Genomic DNA, 13,968 nt, shown 5'->3' with positions numbered 1-13,968 from the left:
CACCAGGCCTGGTTGTTTTTTCGTTAAGATCTCTTGCACAAGCTTGTCAGGTATGCTATATTAATCCTCGGTGTGAAAACACAACACACGCCTGCTTGACTGTTTCGAAGGTGCTGGCCCTCGGGGTGAGTGTCGAAGCGGATTGACGGCGGCGGAGGAAAAAACCATTTTGAGAGGAGGCTGAGGATCATGGCGATCATCAGCATGAAACAACTGCTTGAGGCAGGCGTTCACTTCGGTCATCAGACCCGTCGTTGGAACCCGAAAATGTCTCGCTACATCTTCACCGAACGTAACGGTATTTACATCATCGACCTTCAAAAGACTGTTAAGAAGGTAGAGGAAGCGTACAACTTTGTACGTGACCTGTCTGCAGAAGGCAAAGACCTTCTTTTTGTCGGTACTAAGAAACAAGCTCAAGACTCCGTGAAGGAAGAAGCAGAGCGCGCAGGTCAGTACTTCGTGAACCAACGTTGGCTGGGCGGCACTTTGACCAACTTCTCCACCATTCAAAAGCGTATCAACCGTCTGAAAAAGCTCGAAGCAATGGAGCAAGATGGCACTTTTGAAGTCCTTCCGAAGAAAGAAGTTATCATTCTGAAGAAGGAAATGGAACGTCTTGAGAAGTTCCTCGGCGGCATCAAGGACATGAAGGGCATCCCGGGCGCGCTGTTCATCATCGACCCGCGCAAAGAGCGCATCGCGGTTGCTGAAGCACGCAAACTGGGTATCCCGATCGTTGCAATCGTTGACACCAACTGCGATCCGGACGAGATCGACTACGTAATTCCGGGCAACGACGATGCAATCCGTGCGGTGAAACTGCTCACCGGCAAGATTGCTGATGCGATCCTGGAAGGTCGTCAAGGCGAAGATAACAACAACGAGTAGTATTCGAGAGGGTGGCTTTAGGGTGTAAAGCCCTGACCACCCTTTTTCCCTACTCGATTCAGGGAAACCACTCTCTTAATAATGGGTAAGATACAATCAAGGAGGGAAATGACATGACCATTTCTGCTGGACTTGTTAAAGAACTGCGTGAGAAGACTGGCGCAGGCATGATGGACTGCAAAAAAGCTCTTGTTGAAACGAACGGTGACATGGAGAAAGCGATCGACTTTCTGCGTGAGAAAGGCCTCGCAGCTGCTGCGAAGAAATCGGGCCGTATCGCGGCAGAGGGTCTCGTAGAATCCTATATCCACGCTGGAGGCAAGATCGGCGTTCTGCTCGAAATCAACTGCGAAACTGACTTCGTAGCGAAAAACGATGATTTCAAATCTTTTGTACGCGACATCGCGATGCACATTGCAGCTGCGAAGCCTACATACCTGAACCGTGAAGAAGTTCCGCAGGATGTTATCGACCACGAAAAAGAAATTCTGCGCGCTCAAGCACTCAATGAAGGCAAGCCGGAAAACATCGTTGACAAGATGGTTGAAGGCCGCGTGCAAAAATATTACAAAGAGAACTGCCTGCTCGAGCAAGGGTTCGTCAAAGACCCGGACAAAACGATCGAAACAATCGTTAAAGAGAAGATCTCGACGATTGGTGAAAACATCAACATCCGTCGCTTCGTTCGTTGGGAGATGGGCGAAGGCCTCGAGAAGAAAGTTGATAACTTCGTAGAAGAAGTTATGAGCCAATTGAAGAAGTAAGCTTGCAACTTTAAGTTCACCGATGGGAACACTTTCCGTGTTCCCTTTTTTTCAGCCAAGGCAGGAAATGGATTCATCACGTAGAAACTACTGTATTGGAGGATAGGCAATGCTTCAACCAAAATACAAGCGTGTCATTCTCAAATTGAGCGGTGAGGCACTCGCCGGTGAGGTCGGCTATGGGATCACAGCCCCAGTCATCTCCTCGGTAGCGCTCCAGATTCGCGATATTGTGGAACTGGGTGCACAAGTGGCGGTCGTTGTAGGCGGCGGCAACATTTGGCGGGGTGTCTCCGGCAGCAAGCAAGGCATGGACCGAGCAACGGCAGACTATATGGGGATGCTGGCGACAGTGCTCAACGCGCTCGCCTTGCAGGATGCGCTCGAAAACATCGGTGTGGACACACGTGTGCAGACATCCATTGAAATGCGCCAAGTGGCAGAGCCATACATAAGACGCAAGGCAATTCGGCACTTGGAAAAGAGCCGTGTTGTGATCTTTGCAGCCGGAACGGGGAACCCCTACTTCTCGACCGACACCACTGCAGCACTGCGGGCAGCGGAGATCGAGGCAGAAGTCATCCTCATGGCGAAGAACAACGTGGACGGCGTGTACGATGCCGACCCGAAAAAAGTAGCTACAGCCACCAAGTTCGAGACGCTTTCCTACATGGATGTGCTAAACAAAGGACTTGGTGTGATGGATACGACGGCGATTACGCTGTGTATGGATAACAAGATTCCGATCGTTGTGTTCAACATTTCGGAAGAAGGCAATATCAAACGAGCGATTCTCGGCGAAGAGATTGGGACAATAGTTGAGGGGTGAATAGTAAATGGTCAATGATCTGTTGAATAATCTGAATGATCGCATGGAAAAAGGGATTGGAAACGTAAAACGCGAGTTTGCTTCCATCCGTGCGGGGCGCGCAACTCCGGCGCTGCTCGATCGCGTACAAGTTGATTACTATGGCAGCATGTCACCGGTTAACCAGGTGGCGAACATCTCCGCTCCGGAGCCGCGCACGCTGGTGATTCAACCGTGGGATAAAGGGATGCTTGGTGATATCGAAAAAGCGATCATCAAAGCGGACCTCGGTCTGACGCCGACCAATGACGGTTCGGTAATCCGCATCTCGATTCCGCAGTTGACTGAACAGCGCCGTCAGGAAATGGTGAAGATGGTGAAAAAGATGGCGGAAGAAGGCCGTGTTGCCATCCGCAACATTCGCCGCGACATCAACGACGACCTGAAGAAACTTGAGAAAAACGGCGAGATCTCCGAGGATGAAAGCCGTCGCACGCAAGAGAAAGTGCAGAAGGAAACCGACCGTTTCATCGGGGAAATCGATAAGCTGCTCGTTGCAAAAGAAGCAGAAATCATGGAAGTATAAACCGTCGCCCCCCTTGGCAAGAGGGGGGTATTTTTGACGTGGGGGACATCCTGTATGCTACGACGACTCATACGCTTATTTCAAAAAGCACCGACCGAACAGACAGATGAACATGGGATCGTTCTGGACAGCGTGCCAAACCACGTAGCCATCATCATGGACGGGAACGGACGTTGGGCCAAGCGACGCGGCCTGCCGCGCATAGCGGGCCACCGAGCTGGGATGCAGGCTGTCAAAGAGATCACTACAGCAGCAGATGACATCGGGGTTAAGGTGCTTACTTTGTATGCCTTTTCGACAGAGAACTGGAAGCGACCGACAGACGAGGTTGATTTTCTGATGCGGTTGCCGGAAGAGTTTTTACGTATGGAATTGGATACGCTGATGAAAAGGAACTGCCGGATCCGCATCTTGGGGCACCCGGAAGGACTGCCTGAACACACGAGAAAAGTTGTACAGGATGCAGAACGGAAAACGAAAGACAACACCGGCCTCATTTTGAATATTGCCCTGAATTATGGAAGCCGCGCCGAGATGATCCAAGCTGTTAAGCAAATTGCGCAACAGGTGGCGGACGGAACGCTGCAAGTGGATGACATCGATGAGCAATCGATGGAGAAATCGCTTTTGACCCATGGATTGCCTGATCCCGATTTGATGATTCGTACGTCCGGTGAAGTGCGCTTGTCAAACTTTCTACTTTGGCAGGCTGCCTATACCGAACTTTGGTTTACCAATATGTTCTGGCCCGATTTCAAACGGGATGACTTCTATCACGCGATCCGCGAGTTTCAAAGTCGGGGTCGAAGATTCGGCGGACTTAAATAGAGGAGGACGCACATGTTATACCAACGAGTCCTGACAGGCGTGATCGGTGGCGCCCTTTTTCTTGGGGTCGTCTGGATTGGCGGTGTGCCGTTAATCTTGCTCCTTGCGCTGCTCGCCGTTTTAGGTTTTCGGGAACTGGTGAAGATGCGTGGCTTTGCCACCTTTTCCGCGCCGGCGCTGCTCGGTTATGTCGTGACACTTGTATTCACGACCAACCTGCTATGGCGGGAATCATGGGAACTTTCTGTTGCGCCAGATTCGATATCCATCCCGTTGCTGCTCTTGATCCTGTTCGCTTTCTTGACGATCAGTGTCATGACCAAGAATCGGTATAGTTTTCAAGATATGTCCTATCTGTTTGCAGGGACGTTATACATTGGATTGGCTTTTCAAAGCGCTACGTTGTTGCGCATCGAAGATGGGCTGGGACTGCGTTATTTTCTGTTCCTGCTAATCTTGATGTGGACAACCGATACGTTCGCTTATTTCGTTGGTCGAGCGCTGAAAGGGCCGAAGATCTGGCCTGCGATCTCTCCAAACAAAACGGTGTCTGGCTCAGTGGGCGGCGTGGTGGCAGCAGCGATCGTTGGCGTGGTATTTGCCACGATGAATGATTTTGCGCTATGGCCGTGGCTGTTGTTGTCAGCCCTGCTCTCCGTTGTCGGACAGCTGGGCGATTTTGTTGAATCTGGCTTGAAGCGCTCGCTCAATGTGAAAGACTCTGGGAAGTTGTTGCCAGGTCACGGTGGTGTCCTGGACCGATTTGATAGCTTGATCTTTAGTGCGCCGCTTGCGTATTACTGTATTTCGGCGCTCATAAACTAGCTAGAAGGCACCAGATATGAGGTGACAGTATGTCTCGAACGATAGCATTGCTCGGCTCAACCGGTTCGATTGGTACCATGACTTTGGAGGTGGTGGCCAGCCAACCGGGAGAGTTTCGAGTTGCATCCTTAGCAGCAGGTCGCAACATCGACCTGCTGCTTCAGCAGATCGAACAATTTCGTCCGGAGATCGTGAGTGTTGCTGATGAAGAAGGGCGAACGGCCGTGCGCGAACGCTTTGGTTCAAAGGTTGAGGTATTGGTCGGACTCGAGGGGCTGATCGCAGTTGCTACGCATCCAGAGGTGGATATCGTCGTGACGGCGGTCGTCGGGTCGATTGGGCTCATTCCGACGGTCAAGGCGTTGGAGGCGGGCAAACACATCGCGCTCGCCAACAAAGAAACATTGGTCGCAGCTGGTCACTTGGTGATGGACCTCGCCAAGCAAAAAGGCTGTGCGATCCTTCCGGTGGACAGCGAGCATTCGGCGATCTACCAATGTTTGCACCGCGAACGATCGGTCGATGTTGACCGCATCCTATTAACCGCTTCTGGCGGTTCCTTCCGCGACAAAACGCGGGACGAGATGAGAGTTGCGACCGTCTCAGGTGCGCTCAATCATCCCAATTGGGCGATGGGTGCCAAGATCACGATCGACTCAGCCACATTGATGAACAAGGGACTAGAAGTGATCGAGGCTCATTGGTTGTTCAACATGCCGTATGATCGAATCGATGTGTTGGTGCATCCGGAAAGCATCGTGCACTCCTTGGTGGAGTTTGTGGATGGATCGGTGTTGGCTCAGCTGGGCTCACCTGATATGCGAATTCCGATCCAATACGCACTTTCCTACCCAGATCGCATGCCCGGTTCTTACAAACGTCTGAACCTGCTCGAAGTCGGTAAGTTACATTTTCGGAAACCAGACTTTGAGCGATTCCCATTGCTTCGCATGTGCTTTGATGCGGGGCGGGCCGGCGGGTCGATGCCTACGGTGCTCAATGCGGCGAACGAGGTGGCCAACGAGTATTTCCGCATGAATCTGATCGGCTTCCTCGACATCGAGCAGACGGTAGCGCACGTCATGGACCGCCATCAACTGCTCACCAACCCGAGTCTGGAGGAAGTGCTCGAAGCTGATGCCTGGGCGCGACAGCAGGCGTGTCAGGTCGTCCGCGAGTTAGAGCTTGGGCAAGAGCAATGACTACTTCCATGCTTGATGGAGCTCTCCTAAGCATTGCTAAGGCGTTTACAAACCAAGAGATCATCTGGGGAGTAGGCGGTTCACGTCTGCTCCTTGCGCATGGAATCGTACATGAAGCTCGGGATCTTGATCTTTTGATCGCCGAGTCTTCCGTCTTGCATGCAGATCGCGTGTTGCAAACGCTTGGAGCGGGTGGAGTTGGCGTGGTGAAGGCACCGTTTTGTTCCCGCTATTTCGCCCAGTATCGCGTGCAGCACGCAGATGTCGATCTGATCGGTGGTTATCGAATTGCGCATGAAGCTGGCGTGTATGAACAGGCGTTTTCTGCTGCTTCGCTGTCCGGAAGCATACTGCTTGATCGGACGGAGATTCCGCTAAGCGCTTTGGAGGACTGGTACGTGACCTACCAACTCTATCCGGCAAAAGCAGAGAAAGCAGCGCAGATTGAAGCATACTTTGTGAAAAATGGCAGTAGGCGTCCTGAGCTGCTCAGGCGGGCTTTACAAGGGGAATTGCCGGAACGGGTACGTGTACGAATTCAGCGATTGTTGGTACAATTGTCTTAGGATCTCTCACAGGCACCAAGACATTGAAATGGGAGAGTGGAAGAATGTTGATTCATCGTTCCAAGACGCGGCCGATTCAGGTTGGCAATCTTACGATTGGTGGTTCGGATTCTGTAGTCCTGCAATCGATGACTATGACGAAGACGGCCGATGTGAAAGCGACCGTGGAGCAGATCAAGCGTCTGGAAGATGCCGGATGCCAGATCGTTCGTGTCACTGTAAACAACATGGAAGCGGCAGAAGCGATCAAAGAGATCAAACGCCAGATCTCAATTCCGCTTGTTGCCGACATCCACTTTGACTATAAGCTGGCTGTCAAAGCGGTCGAAAACGGGATCGATAAAGTAAGGATCAATCCGGGTAATATCGGCAAACGTGAGAAAGTGGAAGAGGTTGTCAAAGCGTGTAAAGAGCGCGGAGTGCCGATTCGAATAGGAGTAAATGCAGGTTCGTTGGAGAAGCACATTTTGGACAAATACGGGTATCCGACAGCAGAAGGTATGCTGGAGAGCGCGGAGTTCCACGTTTCCATTTTGGAAGAGTTGGGCTTTGAAGACATCATCATCTCGATGAAAGCGTCCGACGTACCTTTGGCGATTGAGGCCTACACATTGGCGGCAGCTCGCTTTGATTACCCGCTGCATCTGGGCATTACGGAGGCAGGCACGATCTTCTCCGGCACGGTGAAAAGCGCAGCGGGCCTTGGCGCATTGCTGGCCAAGGGGATCGGTTCGACGATGCGCGTATCGCTGTCTGCCGACCCGGTAGAAGAAATCAAAGTAGGTCGAGAAATTTTGAAATCGTTCGGACTCGCTTCGAATGCGGTCACGTTGATCTCTTGTCCAACCTGTGGCCGAATTGAGATCGATTTGATCTCGATCGCGAATGAAATTGAAGACTATGTCTCGACGATCAAAGCCCCGATTAAAGTTGCCGTACTCGGATGTGCTGTCAACGGTCCGGGCGAAGCACGGGAAGCGGACATTGGCATCGCCGGATCACGCGGAGAAGGGCTTTTATTCCGCCACGGTGAAATCGTTCGTAAAATTCCGGAAGCGACGATGGTCGAAGAATTGAAAAAAGAGATCGATGCGCTGGCAAAACAGTACGAATTGACCGGCTCTTTAAAGTAAACGGTAGCGCAAACGGAAGGCCCTCAGACGATCTGTCTGAGGGCCTTTCATTGGTTAGCGAAGAAAGGAAGGGTCGTCGGTGATCAGACCGTCTACACCCGCTTTGATCAAAGCGGGAATGTCTTTGGCGGAACGAACTGTCCAAGTTGCGACTTTCAGACCAAACTCGTGCAGGCGGTTTACGAGGTGCGAATTGATCAACTTTTTATTCGGATTGATGTAGGTAGCGAATGAACTGTAGCGAATCAATTGTGGTTCGTTCAGTAGATCAGCACGGTCGATCAAAACACCGATCGGGACGAGTGGGGCCAACTGGTGAAACGTTTGCAGGGAACGACTGTCAAAAGACTGCACGATGACACCCGAATCTGCCTGATCCATTTTGTGTTTTTGCAACAGGGAAGCAACTTTTTGTTCCATGCTGGGATAGCGTGAAGGTGTTTTCATTTCGATCAGGATACCGATGCTACCTTTATAGCGCGTTAGTACTTCATCAAGTGTAGGAATGGTCGCCCCTTTAAAAGAAGGATGAAACTTAGAGCCGGCATCGAGCTTGCGAAGCTGGGCTAAGGTAAAATTTTTCACATTCCCTTGTCCATCTGTGGTGCGGTTGACTGTGTCATCGTGGAGGACGACAAGTTCTCCGTCTTTACAGAGTTGAATGTCAAGTTCGATGAAGTCAGCATGCAGGGCAACCGCTTTGTCAAAGGCGGCGATCGTGTTTTCTGGAGCATGTGCTGCAGCACCACGATGAGCAATCGTAAGAATCGGAGAAGGCTTCAGTACAGATGAATAGCTATTCTCTGGGAGGGAGAGAGATCTTGCCGATGCACCAGAAGCGGAAGCTGTCACCAGACTAGTAGACAACAAAAGCGTGAAGACGAGCTGATAAAAGCGATTCATAAGTGCCAACTCCTCAATATGTCTTACCCTTACTTTAGAGGATCAGAGTATATTTTGTCTATTCTAATAATTTAGAAAATATATAAATACGTACTCAAATCCTTATTATTTAGGTTCATGAAAGTGGGCGAAAATTGCTCAGAATCAAATAGTGCGGTGAGGATACTAAGATAGATTGAATATATTTGAAATTACATTGAAATATTTGAATTTTATATCTTGTACCCAATCGATCACCTAAGGAGTAATGGAAAGCAGGAACAAAGCACACCAATAGAAAATAAATTAAGTATAAATAAATTATTTTAAAAAGATCAGACCCGATATCTGGTGTGTTTCTAGTTCTAGATAGTAGTTCCTATTCCTTGCCATGATTGAAAAATCGCTAGTTCATAAGAACCATTATTAAAGATCGGATACGCTATATATAGGAAATTTAACTAATGTGTAATGTGTTGATTTTGGATCATTTTTGAGAAATTTTTGGATAAACTCACATAATTGGTTACAAACTTTGCATGCTAATGTATAATGAACGAAAAATAATAAGTAAATCCATCGGGATGTTCGAAGTTATGTAAAAATAGAAGATTGGAATTTAAATGAATATTCCGAGAATATGGGGGTGACCCTTGTACAGTCTTGTGTAGGGGGGAGCAAGTTAAACCGTAACGGAAGGGGTGTATAGGGATGGCGCAGTTGGAGACGCAATCAGGTAGTAGTCTTGGTTACAAACAGGAGTTAAAACGAACGCTCTCATTTAAAGATCTTGTGATTTTTGGCTTGGTGACAATGCTGCCGATCGCACCTGCTCAGGTCTATGGCATGATCGCGCCGAGCAGCTTCGGCATGACACCACTCGTCTATTTAGTTGGGATTCTAGCGATGTTGTTCACAGCGCTTTCTTATAGCAAGATGAGCGCCGAATTCCCATATGCAGGTTCGGTGTATTCTTTCGTTCAGCGTGGTCTGAACCCACACATCGGCTTTGTGACGGGCTGGTTGATCATCATCGACTACATACTGGTCCCCGCTCTGCTCTATTCGTTTGCAGGCATTTGGATCTCTGGTCTCATTCCATCAGTTCCCTCGTATATTTGGGTCATCGTGTTTCTCATCATCAACACGTACATCAATGTGAGAGGCGTTTCACTGGCTGCCAAGACGAACTTTATTTTCCTGATCGTCGAGCTGTTCACCGTGTTTATGTTCCTCTGGTTGGCTATCAAGTACGTGTTTATTGATGGGGGCGGCACTGGAGGATTTACGCTGGCACCGCTTTATCAAGCGGACAAGGTCAATCTAAGCTTCTTGGCGTCGGCAGCCTCGATCGCAGTGCTCGGTTTTCTCGGTTTTGACTCGATCTCGACGTTGTCAGAAGAGGTGAAAAACCCGAAAAAAACGGTCGGCAAGGCGACGATCGCTGCATTGGTTCTGATCGGTGCGTTGTTCATGGCTCAAGCTTACATGGCAGCCCTCGTCCAACCGAACTACGCCGATCTCCATCCCGATATGGCTTTCTTCGACATCACGCGCATCGTTGGCGGAGAATTCTTGTACTTCATGTGGATCATGGTCGGTGTCGCAGCGGTTGGGATTGCGAACGCTTTGACGGTGCAAGCTGCGATCTCTCGAATTCTCTTCTCGATGGGACGTGACAAGCTGCTTCCATTCTCGAAGTTCCTGGGGCAGATTCATCCAAAGCACCAGACACCGGCAAATGCGACATACTTGGTTGCCATGCTATCGGTGGTGATCGCAGCGGTTGCAGATCTGGAGACGATCATCAAGTATATCAACTTCGGAGCGCTAACCTCGTTTATGATTTTGCACGTCACCGTGGTGTATCATTTCTTCTTCCGCAAGAAGGAACGTTCCATGGCGGGCATCATCAACTACTTGCTGTTTCCGCTGATCGGATTTTTGGTTCTATTGTTTGTCTGGATGGGCTTTGACGTGATGACTTATGTGCTCGGATTCTCTTGGCTCTTCATCGGTGTGCTTGTCGGATATTTCAAATCAAAAGGTTACAAAGAGGTACCGCCAGCCTTAAAAGAGGTGTAGAGGGCGAGATCGATCAGATGGGAAAAGGAGGAGCAGCAGATGAGACTTCAACAGAAAACCGCGCTTGTCACAGGAGCGGCGCAAGGAATAGGAGCCTCGACTGCCCGCCGCTTTGCACAGGAGGGGGCACAGGTGGTGCTGACCGACGTGCTGGAGTCTGGCGCAGCTGTGGCGCAGGAGATTCGGGACGCGGGAGGCCATGCGGAATTTTACCGCGCTGACATTTCGAAATCCGCTGAGGTGCAAGCGTTGATTCATTTTACAGTGGAGCGTTATGGGGCGTTGCATGTCATCTGCAACGTGGCAGGTATCAACATTCCCGGCTCAGTGCTCGATCTTGACGAAGCGATCTGGGATCGTACGTTTGAGGTCAATGTAAAATCGATGTTTTTGACCGCCAAATACGGCATTCCGGAAATAAAAAAAGCGGGTGGGGGCTCCATCATCAACACCGGTTCGGCTAATTCGCTCGTGGCGGAACCGCTCTTGTCCGCCTATGTGGCATCAAAAGGTGGCATCCTGATGTTGACGAAGCAAATGGCGCTCGATTTTGCCAAAGACAACATCCGCGTCAACTGCGTATGCCCAGGCTGGGTCGATACGACGATCAATGATGCGCATCACGATCTGTTTGGCGGGCGTGCTGTGTTGGAACAGATGATCGAGGAAGTGCAGCCAATCGGCCGGGTGATTCGCCCAGAAGAGATTGCAGATGTCAATCTGTTCCTCGCCTCGGACGAGTCATCCTCGATGACCGGAAGCGCCATCGTCTGTGACGGTGGGATCACCGCGAAATAACTCGATCGAAGGAAATGCAAAATTTGCCCTGGACCATTGGTCTGGGGCATTCGTTTTCTGTTGCCCGCACTTAGACTTTGTATTTTGGTACGAAATACCTTACAATAAAGAATCATGTTATATAAGACTTGGAGGAACTGAAGATGCGTCAAAACAAGATGATTCTTCCCACGCTCAGGGAAGTGCCGAAAGAAGCGGAAATTACTAGCCACAGGCTGATGTTGCGCGCAGGTATCATTCGCCAACTCGCCTCAGGGATCTATACATATTTGCCACTTGGTTATCGCGTGTTGAAAAAAGTGGAGCGTATCGTACGTGAAGAGATGGAGCGCGCCGGGGCACAGGAATTGCTGTTCTCCGCGCTACAACCGGCTGAACTTTGGCATGAGACTGGTCGGTGGGATGATTATGGCCCGGAATTGGTGCGCCTGAAAGATCGCCATCAACGCGATTTCGTGCTTGGTCCGACGCACGAAGAAGTCATCACAAGCTTGGTCAAACAAGAGATTTCTTCTTACAAAAAGCTCCCGGTCACCCTGTTCCAAATTCAAACCAAATATCGCGATGAACGTCGTCCGCGCTTTGGCGTGATGCGCGCCCGCGAGTTTGTGATGAAAGACGCCTACTCGTTCCATACATCTTGGGACGATCTTGATGTCACCTATAAAACGATGTATCGTGCCTACAGCAACATTTTCACCCGACTGGGTATGTTCTTCCGTCCTGTCGAAGCAAACGCAGGCGCAATCGGCGGTGAAGGTGAAAACCATGAATTCATGGCGATGGCAGCTGTCGGCGAGGACACCGTGGCGGTCTGCTCGCACTGTGACTATGCTGCAAACTTGGAAAAAGCTGAAGCGGCGGAAACCCCGGCGGCAGGTCTGCAACCGAGTGATGAGATTCCGGTGATGGAAAAGTTGCACACGCCGGATACCAAGACGATCGACCAACTGGTGGCGGCACTTGGAGTGGAAGCATCCGCTTTCCTGAAGACGTTGGTCTATCTGGCTGACGGGAAGCCGGTCGTGGCTATCGTGCGCGGCGATCATGAGATCAACGAAGCGAAACTGAAAGATTTGCTGGAAGCGACGACCTTGGAGATGGCGAACGACACCACCATCGAGCGCACCTTGGGTGCTCCGGTCGGCTTTATCGGGCCGGTCGGACTGAAAGGCGTTACGATCGTGATCGACAAGTCGGCAGCAGCGGTTGCAAACGGGATCACTGGAGCCAACGAAACGGATACCCATATTCGCAATGTGGTGGTTGGCCGTGACTTTACGCCAGATCGAGTGGCAGACATCCGCAATGTGGTCGAAGGCGACAAGTGTCCGAATTGCACCGAGGGAACGCTTGAGTTCCATCGTGGCATCGAGTGCGGCCATATCTTCAAACTGGGTACGAAATACTCGTCGAAGATCGGCGCGACTTACCTCGATGAAAATCAAAAAGCCCAAGATATTATCATGGGTTGCTACGGTATCGGGATCTCGCGTTGCCTCGCTGCGGTCATCGAACAGAACAACGATGAAGGCGGCATCATCTGGCCGCTGTCGGTCGCGCCGTTCCATGTGCATGTCATTCCGGTCAACGTGAAAGATGAAGCGCAGATGTCGATTGCAGATAATCTCTACCGCCGTTTGCAGGCGCAAGGTATCGAAGTGTTGATCGACGACCGTGATGAGCGTCCGGGCGTTAAATTTAAAGATTCCGACCTGATCGGGATTCCGCTGCGTGTCACCGTCGGCAAGCGCGCAGGCGAAGGTATTGTTGAATTCAAAGTGCGCAAGACGGGCGAATCGACCGAAGTGTCGATCGAGCAAGCGTTCGAGGAGATCACAGGTCTGGTACTCGGTCAGTAAGCGGGGCGCTTTTCGGCAGAATCGAGGGAGAGGAGACAGGGTGCTCTTTGATGAGGAGTGATACCTTGCTTACCTTGATCGTCCCGGCTTATAACGAAGCAGAAAATGTTGAGCAGGTGCTGGATGTCGTGGTCAAGATGCCCGATTTCCAACAAATAGTTGTGATCGACGACGGTTCGGTCGATGGAACTTATGATAGAATCAATAAGTATCAGGTCGAATCGATCCGTTTTGATTACAACCGCGGCAAAGGAGCTGCGATTTGGGCGGGCGTGAAATGTGCGCGCCATCCGTACGTGATGCTATTAGATGCAGATTTGATCGGACTTCGCGAGACTCATTTGCGGAGTCTGATCGAACCTGTTGTTTATGGAGATGCCGCGATGTCGCTCGGACTGTTTGGCACAGGGCGTTTTGCTACCGATTGGGCGCAGCGCGTCGCGCCGAACCTGTCCGGTCAGCGCGTGGTGCGGCGTGAAGTTCTCGAATCCTTACCGATGATCGAACATACTCGCTATGGAGTGGAAGTAGCACTGACTCGCCATGTTCGCCATGCGGGGTTAAAAGTGGTTGCCGTGCCGCTAGATGAGTTGACGCATCGGATGAAAGAGGAAAAATTGGGTCTGGTGCCAGGGGTCATGGCTAGGATGAAAATGTATTGGGACATCATGCGCGTATTGATCCGTTCATAGGCATTAGTCTGTTGATCGTTTTATAAACAAAGTGATAACAATCGAG

General features: G+C 50.6%; 14 protein-coding genes. 13 read left to right on the top strand and 1 reads right to left on the bottom strand.

Annotation, left to right across the window (positions count from 1 at the left end; translation table 11 throughout):
* Window positions 1–189 precede the first annotated feature (189 nt).
* The 9 genes from rpsB to ispG all read left to right on the top strand — a co-directional run bounded on the left by rpsB (window position 190) and on the right by ispG (window position 7,603).
* The gene (gene rpsB, locus CIG75_RS11895; protein WP_094236864.1) at window positions 190–891 is read left to right on the top strand and encodes a 30S ribosomal protein S2; all 702 of its coding nucleotides are present in this window, start codon (window positions 190–192) and stop codon (window positions 889–891) included.
* A 113-nt stretch (window positions 892–1,004) separates the two neighbouring features.
* Window positions 1,005–1,655 carry a translation elongation factor Ts gene (gene tsf, locus CIG75_RS11890; protein ID WP_094236863.1) on the top strand — a complete coding sequence of 217 codons (651 nt, stop codon included), beginning with the start codon at window positions 1,005–1,007 and terminating at the stop codon, window positions 1,653–1,655.
* A gap of 109 nt (window positions 1,656–1,764) precedes the next feature.
* Window positions 1,765–2,484: a UMP kinase gene (gene pyrH / locus CIG75_RS11885; protein ID WP_094236862.1), complete on the top strand. Its 720-nt coding sequence runs from the start codon at window positions 1,765–1,767 to the stop codon at window positions 2,482–2,484.
* Window positions 2,485–2,491: 7 nt separating this feature from the next.
* Window positions 2,492–3,049, top strand: coding sequence for a ribosome recycling factor (gene frr / locus CIG75_RS11880; RefSeq protein WP_094236861.1), 558 nt, complete (start codon window positions 2,492–2,494; stop codon window positions 3,047–3,049).
* Window positions 3,050–3,103: 54 nt separating this feature from the next.
* Window positions 3,104–3,877, top strand: a complete 774-nt coding sequence (locus CIG75_RS11875) for an undecaprenyl pyrophosphate synthase (protein ID WP_094236860.1) — start codon at window positions 3,104–3,106, stop codon at window positions 3,875–3,877.
* Between the two features lie 12 nt (window positions 3,878–3,889).
* Window positions 3,890–4,702 carry a phosphatidate cytidylyltransferase gene (locus tag CIG75_RS11870; RefSeq protein WP_094236859.1) on the top strand — a complete coding sequence of 271 codons (813 nt, stop codon included), beginning with the start codon at window positions 3,890–3,892 and terminating at the stop codon, window positions 4,700–4,702.
* A 29-nt stretch (window positions 4,703–4,731) separates the two neighbouring features.
* A complete protein-coding gene (locus CIG75_RS11865; protein ID WP_094236858.1) occupies window positions 4,732–5,904 on the top strand; it encodes a 1-deoxy-D-xylulose-5-phosphate reductoisomerase in 1,173 nt (390 codons plus the stop codon).
* Window positions 5,905–5,912: 8 nt separating this feature from the next.
* Entirely contained in the window at window positions 5,913–6,470 is a 558-nt protein-coding gene (locus CIG75_RS11860; RefSeq protein WP_094236857.1) for a hypothetical protein, read from the top strand.
* Window positions 6,471–6,514: 44 nt separating this feature from the next.
* Window positions 6,515–7,603 carry a flavodoxin-dependent (E)-4-hydroxy-3-methylbut-2-enyl-diphosphate synthase gene (gene ispG, locus CIG75_RS11855; protein WP_094236856.1) on the top strand — a complete coding sequence of 363 codons (1,089 nt, stop codon included), beginning with the start codon at window positions 6,515–6,517 and terminating at the stop codon, window positions 7,601–7,603.
* Between the two features lie 54 nt (window positions 7,604–7,657).
* On the opposite strand, the gene CIG75_RS11850 is transcribed toward ispG, so the two are convergent.
* A complete protein-coding gene (locus CIG75_RS11850; protein ID WP_094236855.1) occupies window positions 7,658–8,506 on the bottom strand; it encodes a glycerophosphodiester phosphodiesterase in 849 nt (282 codons plus the stop codon).
* A gap of 690 nt (window positions 8,507–9,196) precedes the next feature.
* Between CIG75_RS11850 and CIG75_RS11845 the strand changes: the two genes are divergently transcribed.
* The 4 genes from CIG75_RS11845 (at window position 9,197) to CIG75_RS11830 (ending at window position 13,922) form a co-directional block, all read left to right on the top strand.
* A complete protein-coding gene (locus CIG75_RS11845; protein ID WP_094236854.1) occupies window positions 9,197–10,570 on the top strand; it encodes an APC family permease in 1,374 nt (457 codons plus the stop codon).
* A gap of 39 nt (window positions 10,571–10,609) precedes the next feature.
* A complete protein-coding gene (locus tag CIG75_RS11840) occupies window positions 10,610–11,368 on the top strand; it encodes an SDR family NAD(P)-dependent oxidoreductase (protein WP_094236853.1) in 759 nt (252 codons plus the stop codon).
* A 143-nt stretch (window positions 11,369–11,511) separates the two neighbouring features.
* The gene (locus CIG75_RS11835) at window positions 11,512–13,230 is read left to right on the top strand and encodes a proline--tRNA ligase (RefSeq protein ID WP_094236852.1); all 1,719 of its coding nucleotides are present in this window, start codon (window positions 11,512–11,514) and stop codon (window positions 13,228–13,230) included.
* Window positions 13,231–13,280: 50 nt separating this feature from the next.
* Complete coding sequence (locus CIG75_RS11830) at window positions 13,281–13,922, top strand: glycosyltransferase family 2 protein (protein WP_227874432.1); 642 nt, start codon at window positions 13,281–13,283, stop codon at window positions 13,920–13,922.
* Window positions 13,923–13,968 lie beyond the last annotated feature (46 nt).

This window comes from Tumebacillus algifaecis (assembly GCF_002243515.1).
GTDB classification, from domain to species: Bacteria; Bacillota; Bacilli; order Tumebacillales; family Tumebacillaceae; genus Tumebacillus_A; species Tumebacillus_A algifaecis.
Note: the sequence above shows the minus strand (reverse complement) of the source record. Positions and strands in the feature narration are given on the sequence as shown.

Coding starts and splice junctions, on each gene's coding strand:
- rpsB (WP_094236864.1), top strand. CDS start 190: ATGGCGATCATCAGCATGAAACAACTGCTTGAGGCAGGCGTTCACTTC.
- tsf (WP_094236863.1), top strand. CDS start 1,005: ATGACCATTTCTGCTGGACTTGTTAAAGAACTGCGTGAGAAGACTGGC.
- pyrH (WP_094236862.1), top strand. CDS start 1,765: ATGCTTCAACCAAAATACAAGCGTGTCATTCTCAAATTGAGCGGTGAG.
- frr (WP_094236861.1), top strand. CDS start 2,492: ATGGTCAATGATCTGTTGAATAATCTGAATGATCGCATGGAAAAAGGG.
- CIG75_RS11875 (WP_094236860.1), top strand. CDS start 3,104: ATGCTACGACGACTCATACGCTTATTTCAAAAAGCACCGACCGAACAG.
- CIG75_RS11870 (WP_094236859.1), top strand. CDS start 3,890: ATGTTATACCAACGAGTCCTGACAGGCGTGATCGGTGGCGCCCTTTTT.
- CIG75_RS11865 (WP_094236858.1), top strand. CDS start 4,732: ATGTCTCGAACGATAGCATTGCTCGGCTCAACCGGTTCGATTGGTACC.
- CIG75_RS11860 (WP_094236857.1), top strand. CDS start 5,913: ATGCTTGATGGAGCTCTCCTAAGCATTGCTAAGGCGTTTACAAACCAA.
- ispG (WP_094236856.1), top strand. CDS start 6,515: ATGTTGATTCATCGTTCCAAGACGCGGCCGATTCAGGTTGGCAATCTT.
- CIG75_RS11850 (WP_094236855.1), bottom strand. CDS start 8,506: ATGAATCGCTTTTATCAGCTCGTCTTCACGCTTTTGTTGTCTACTAGT.
- CIG75_RS11845 (WP_094236854.1), top strand. CDS start 9,197: ATGGCGCAGTTGGAGACGCAATCAGGTAGTAGTCTTGGTTACAAACAG.
- CIG75_RS11840 (WP_094236853.1), top strand. CDS start 10,610: ATGAGACTTCAACAGAAAACCGCGCTTGTCACAGGAGCGGCGCAAGGA.
- CIG75_RS11835 (WP_094236852.1), top strand. CDS start 11,512: ATGCGTCAAAACAAGATGATTCTTCCCACGCTCAGGGAAGTGCCGAAA.
- CIG75_RS11830 (WP_227874432.1), top strand. CDS start 13,281: ATGAGGAGTGATACCTTGCTTACCTTGATCGTCCCGGCTTATAACGAA.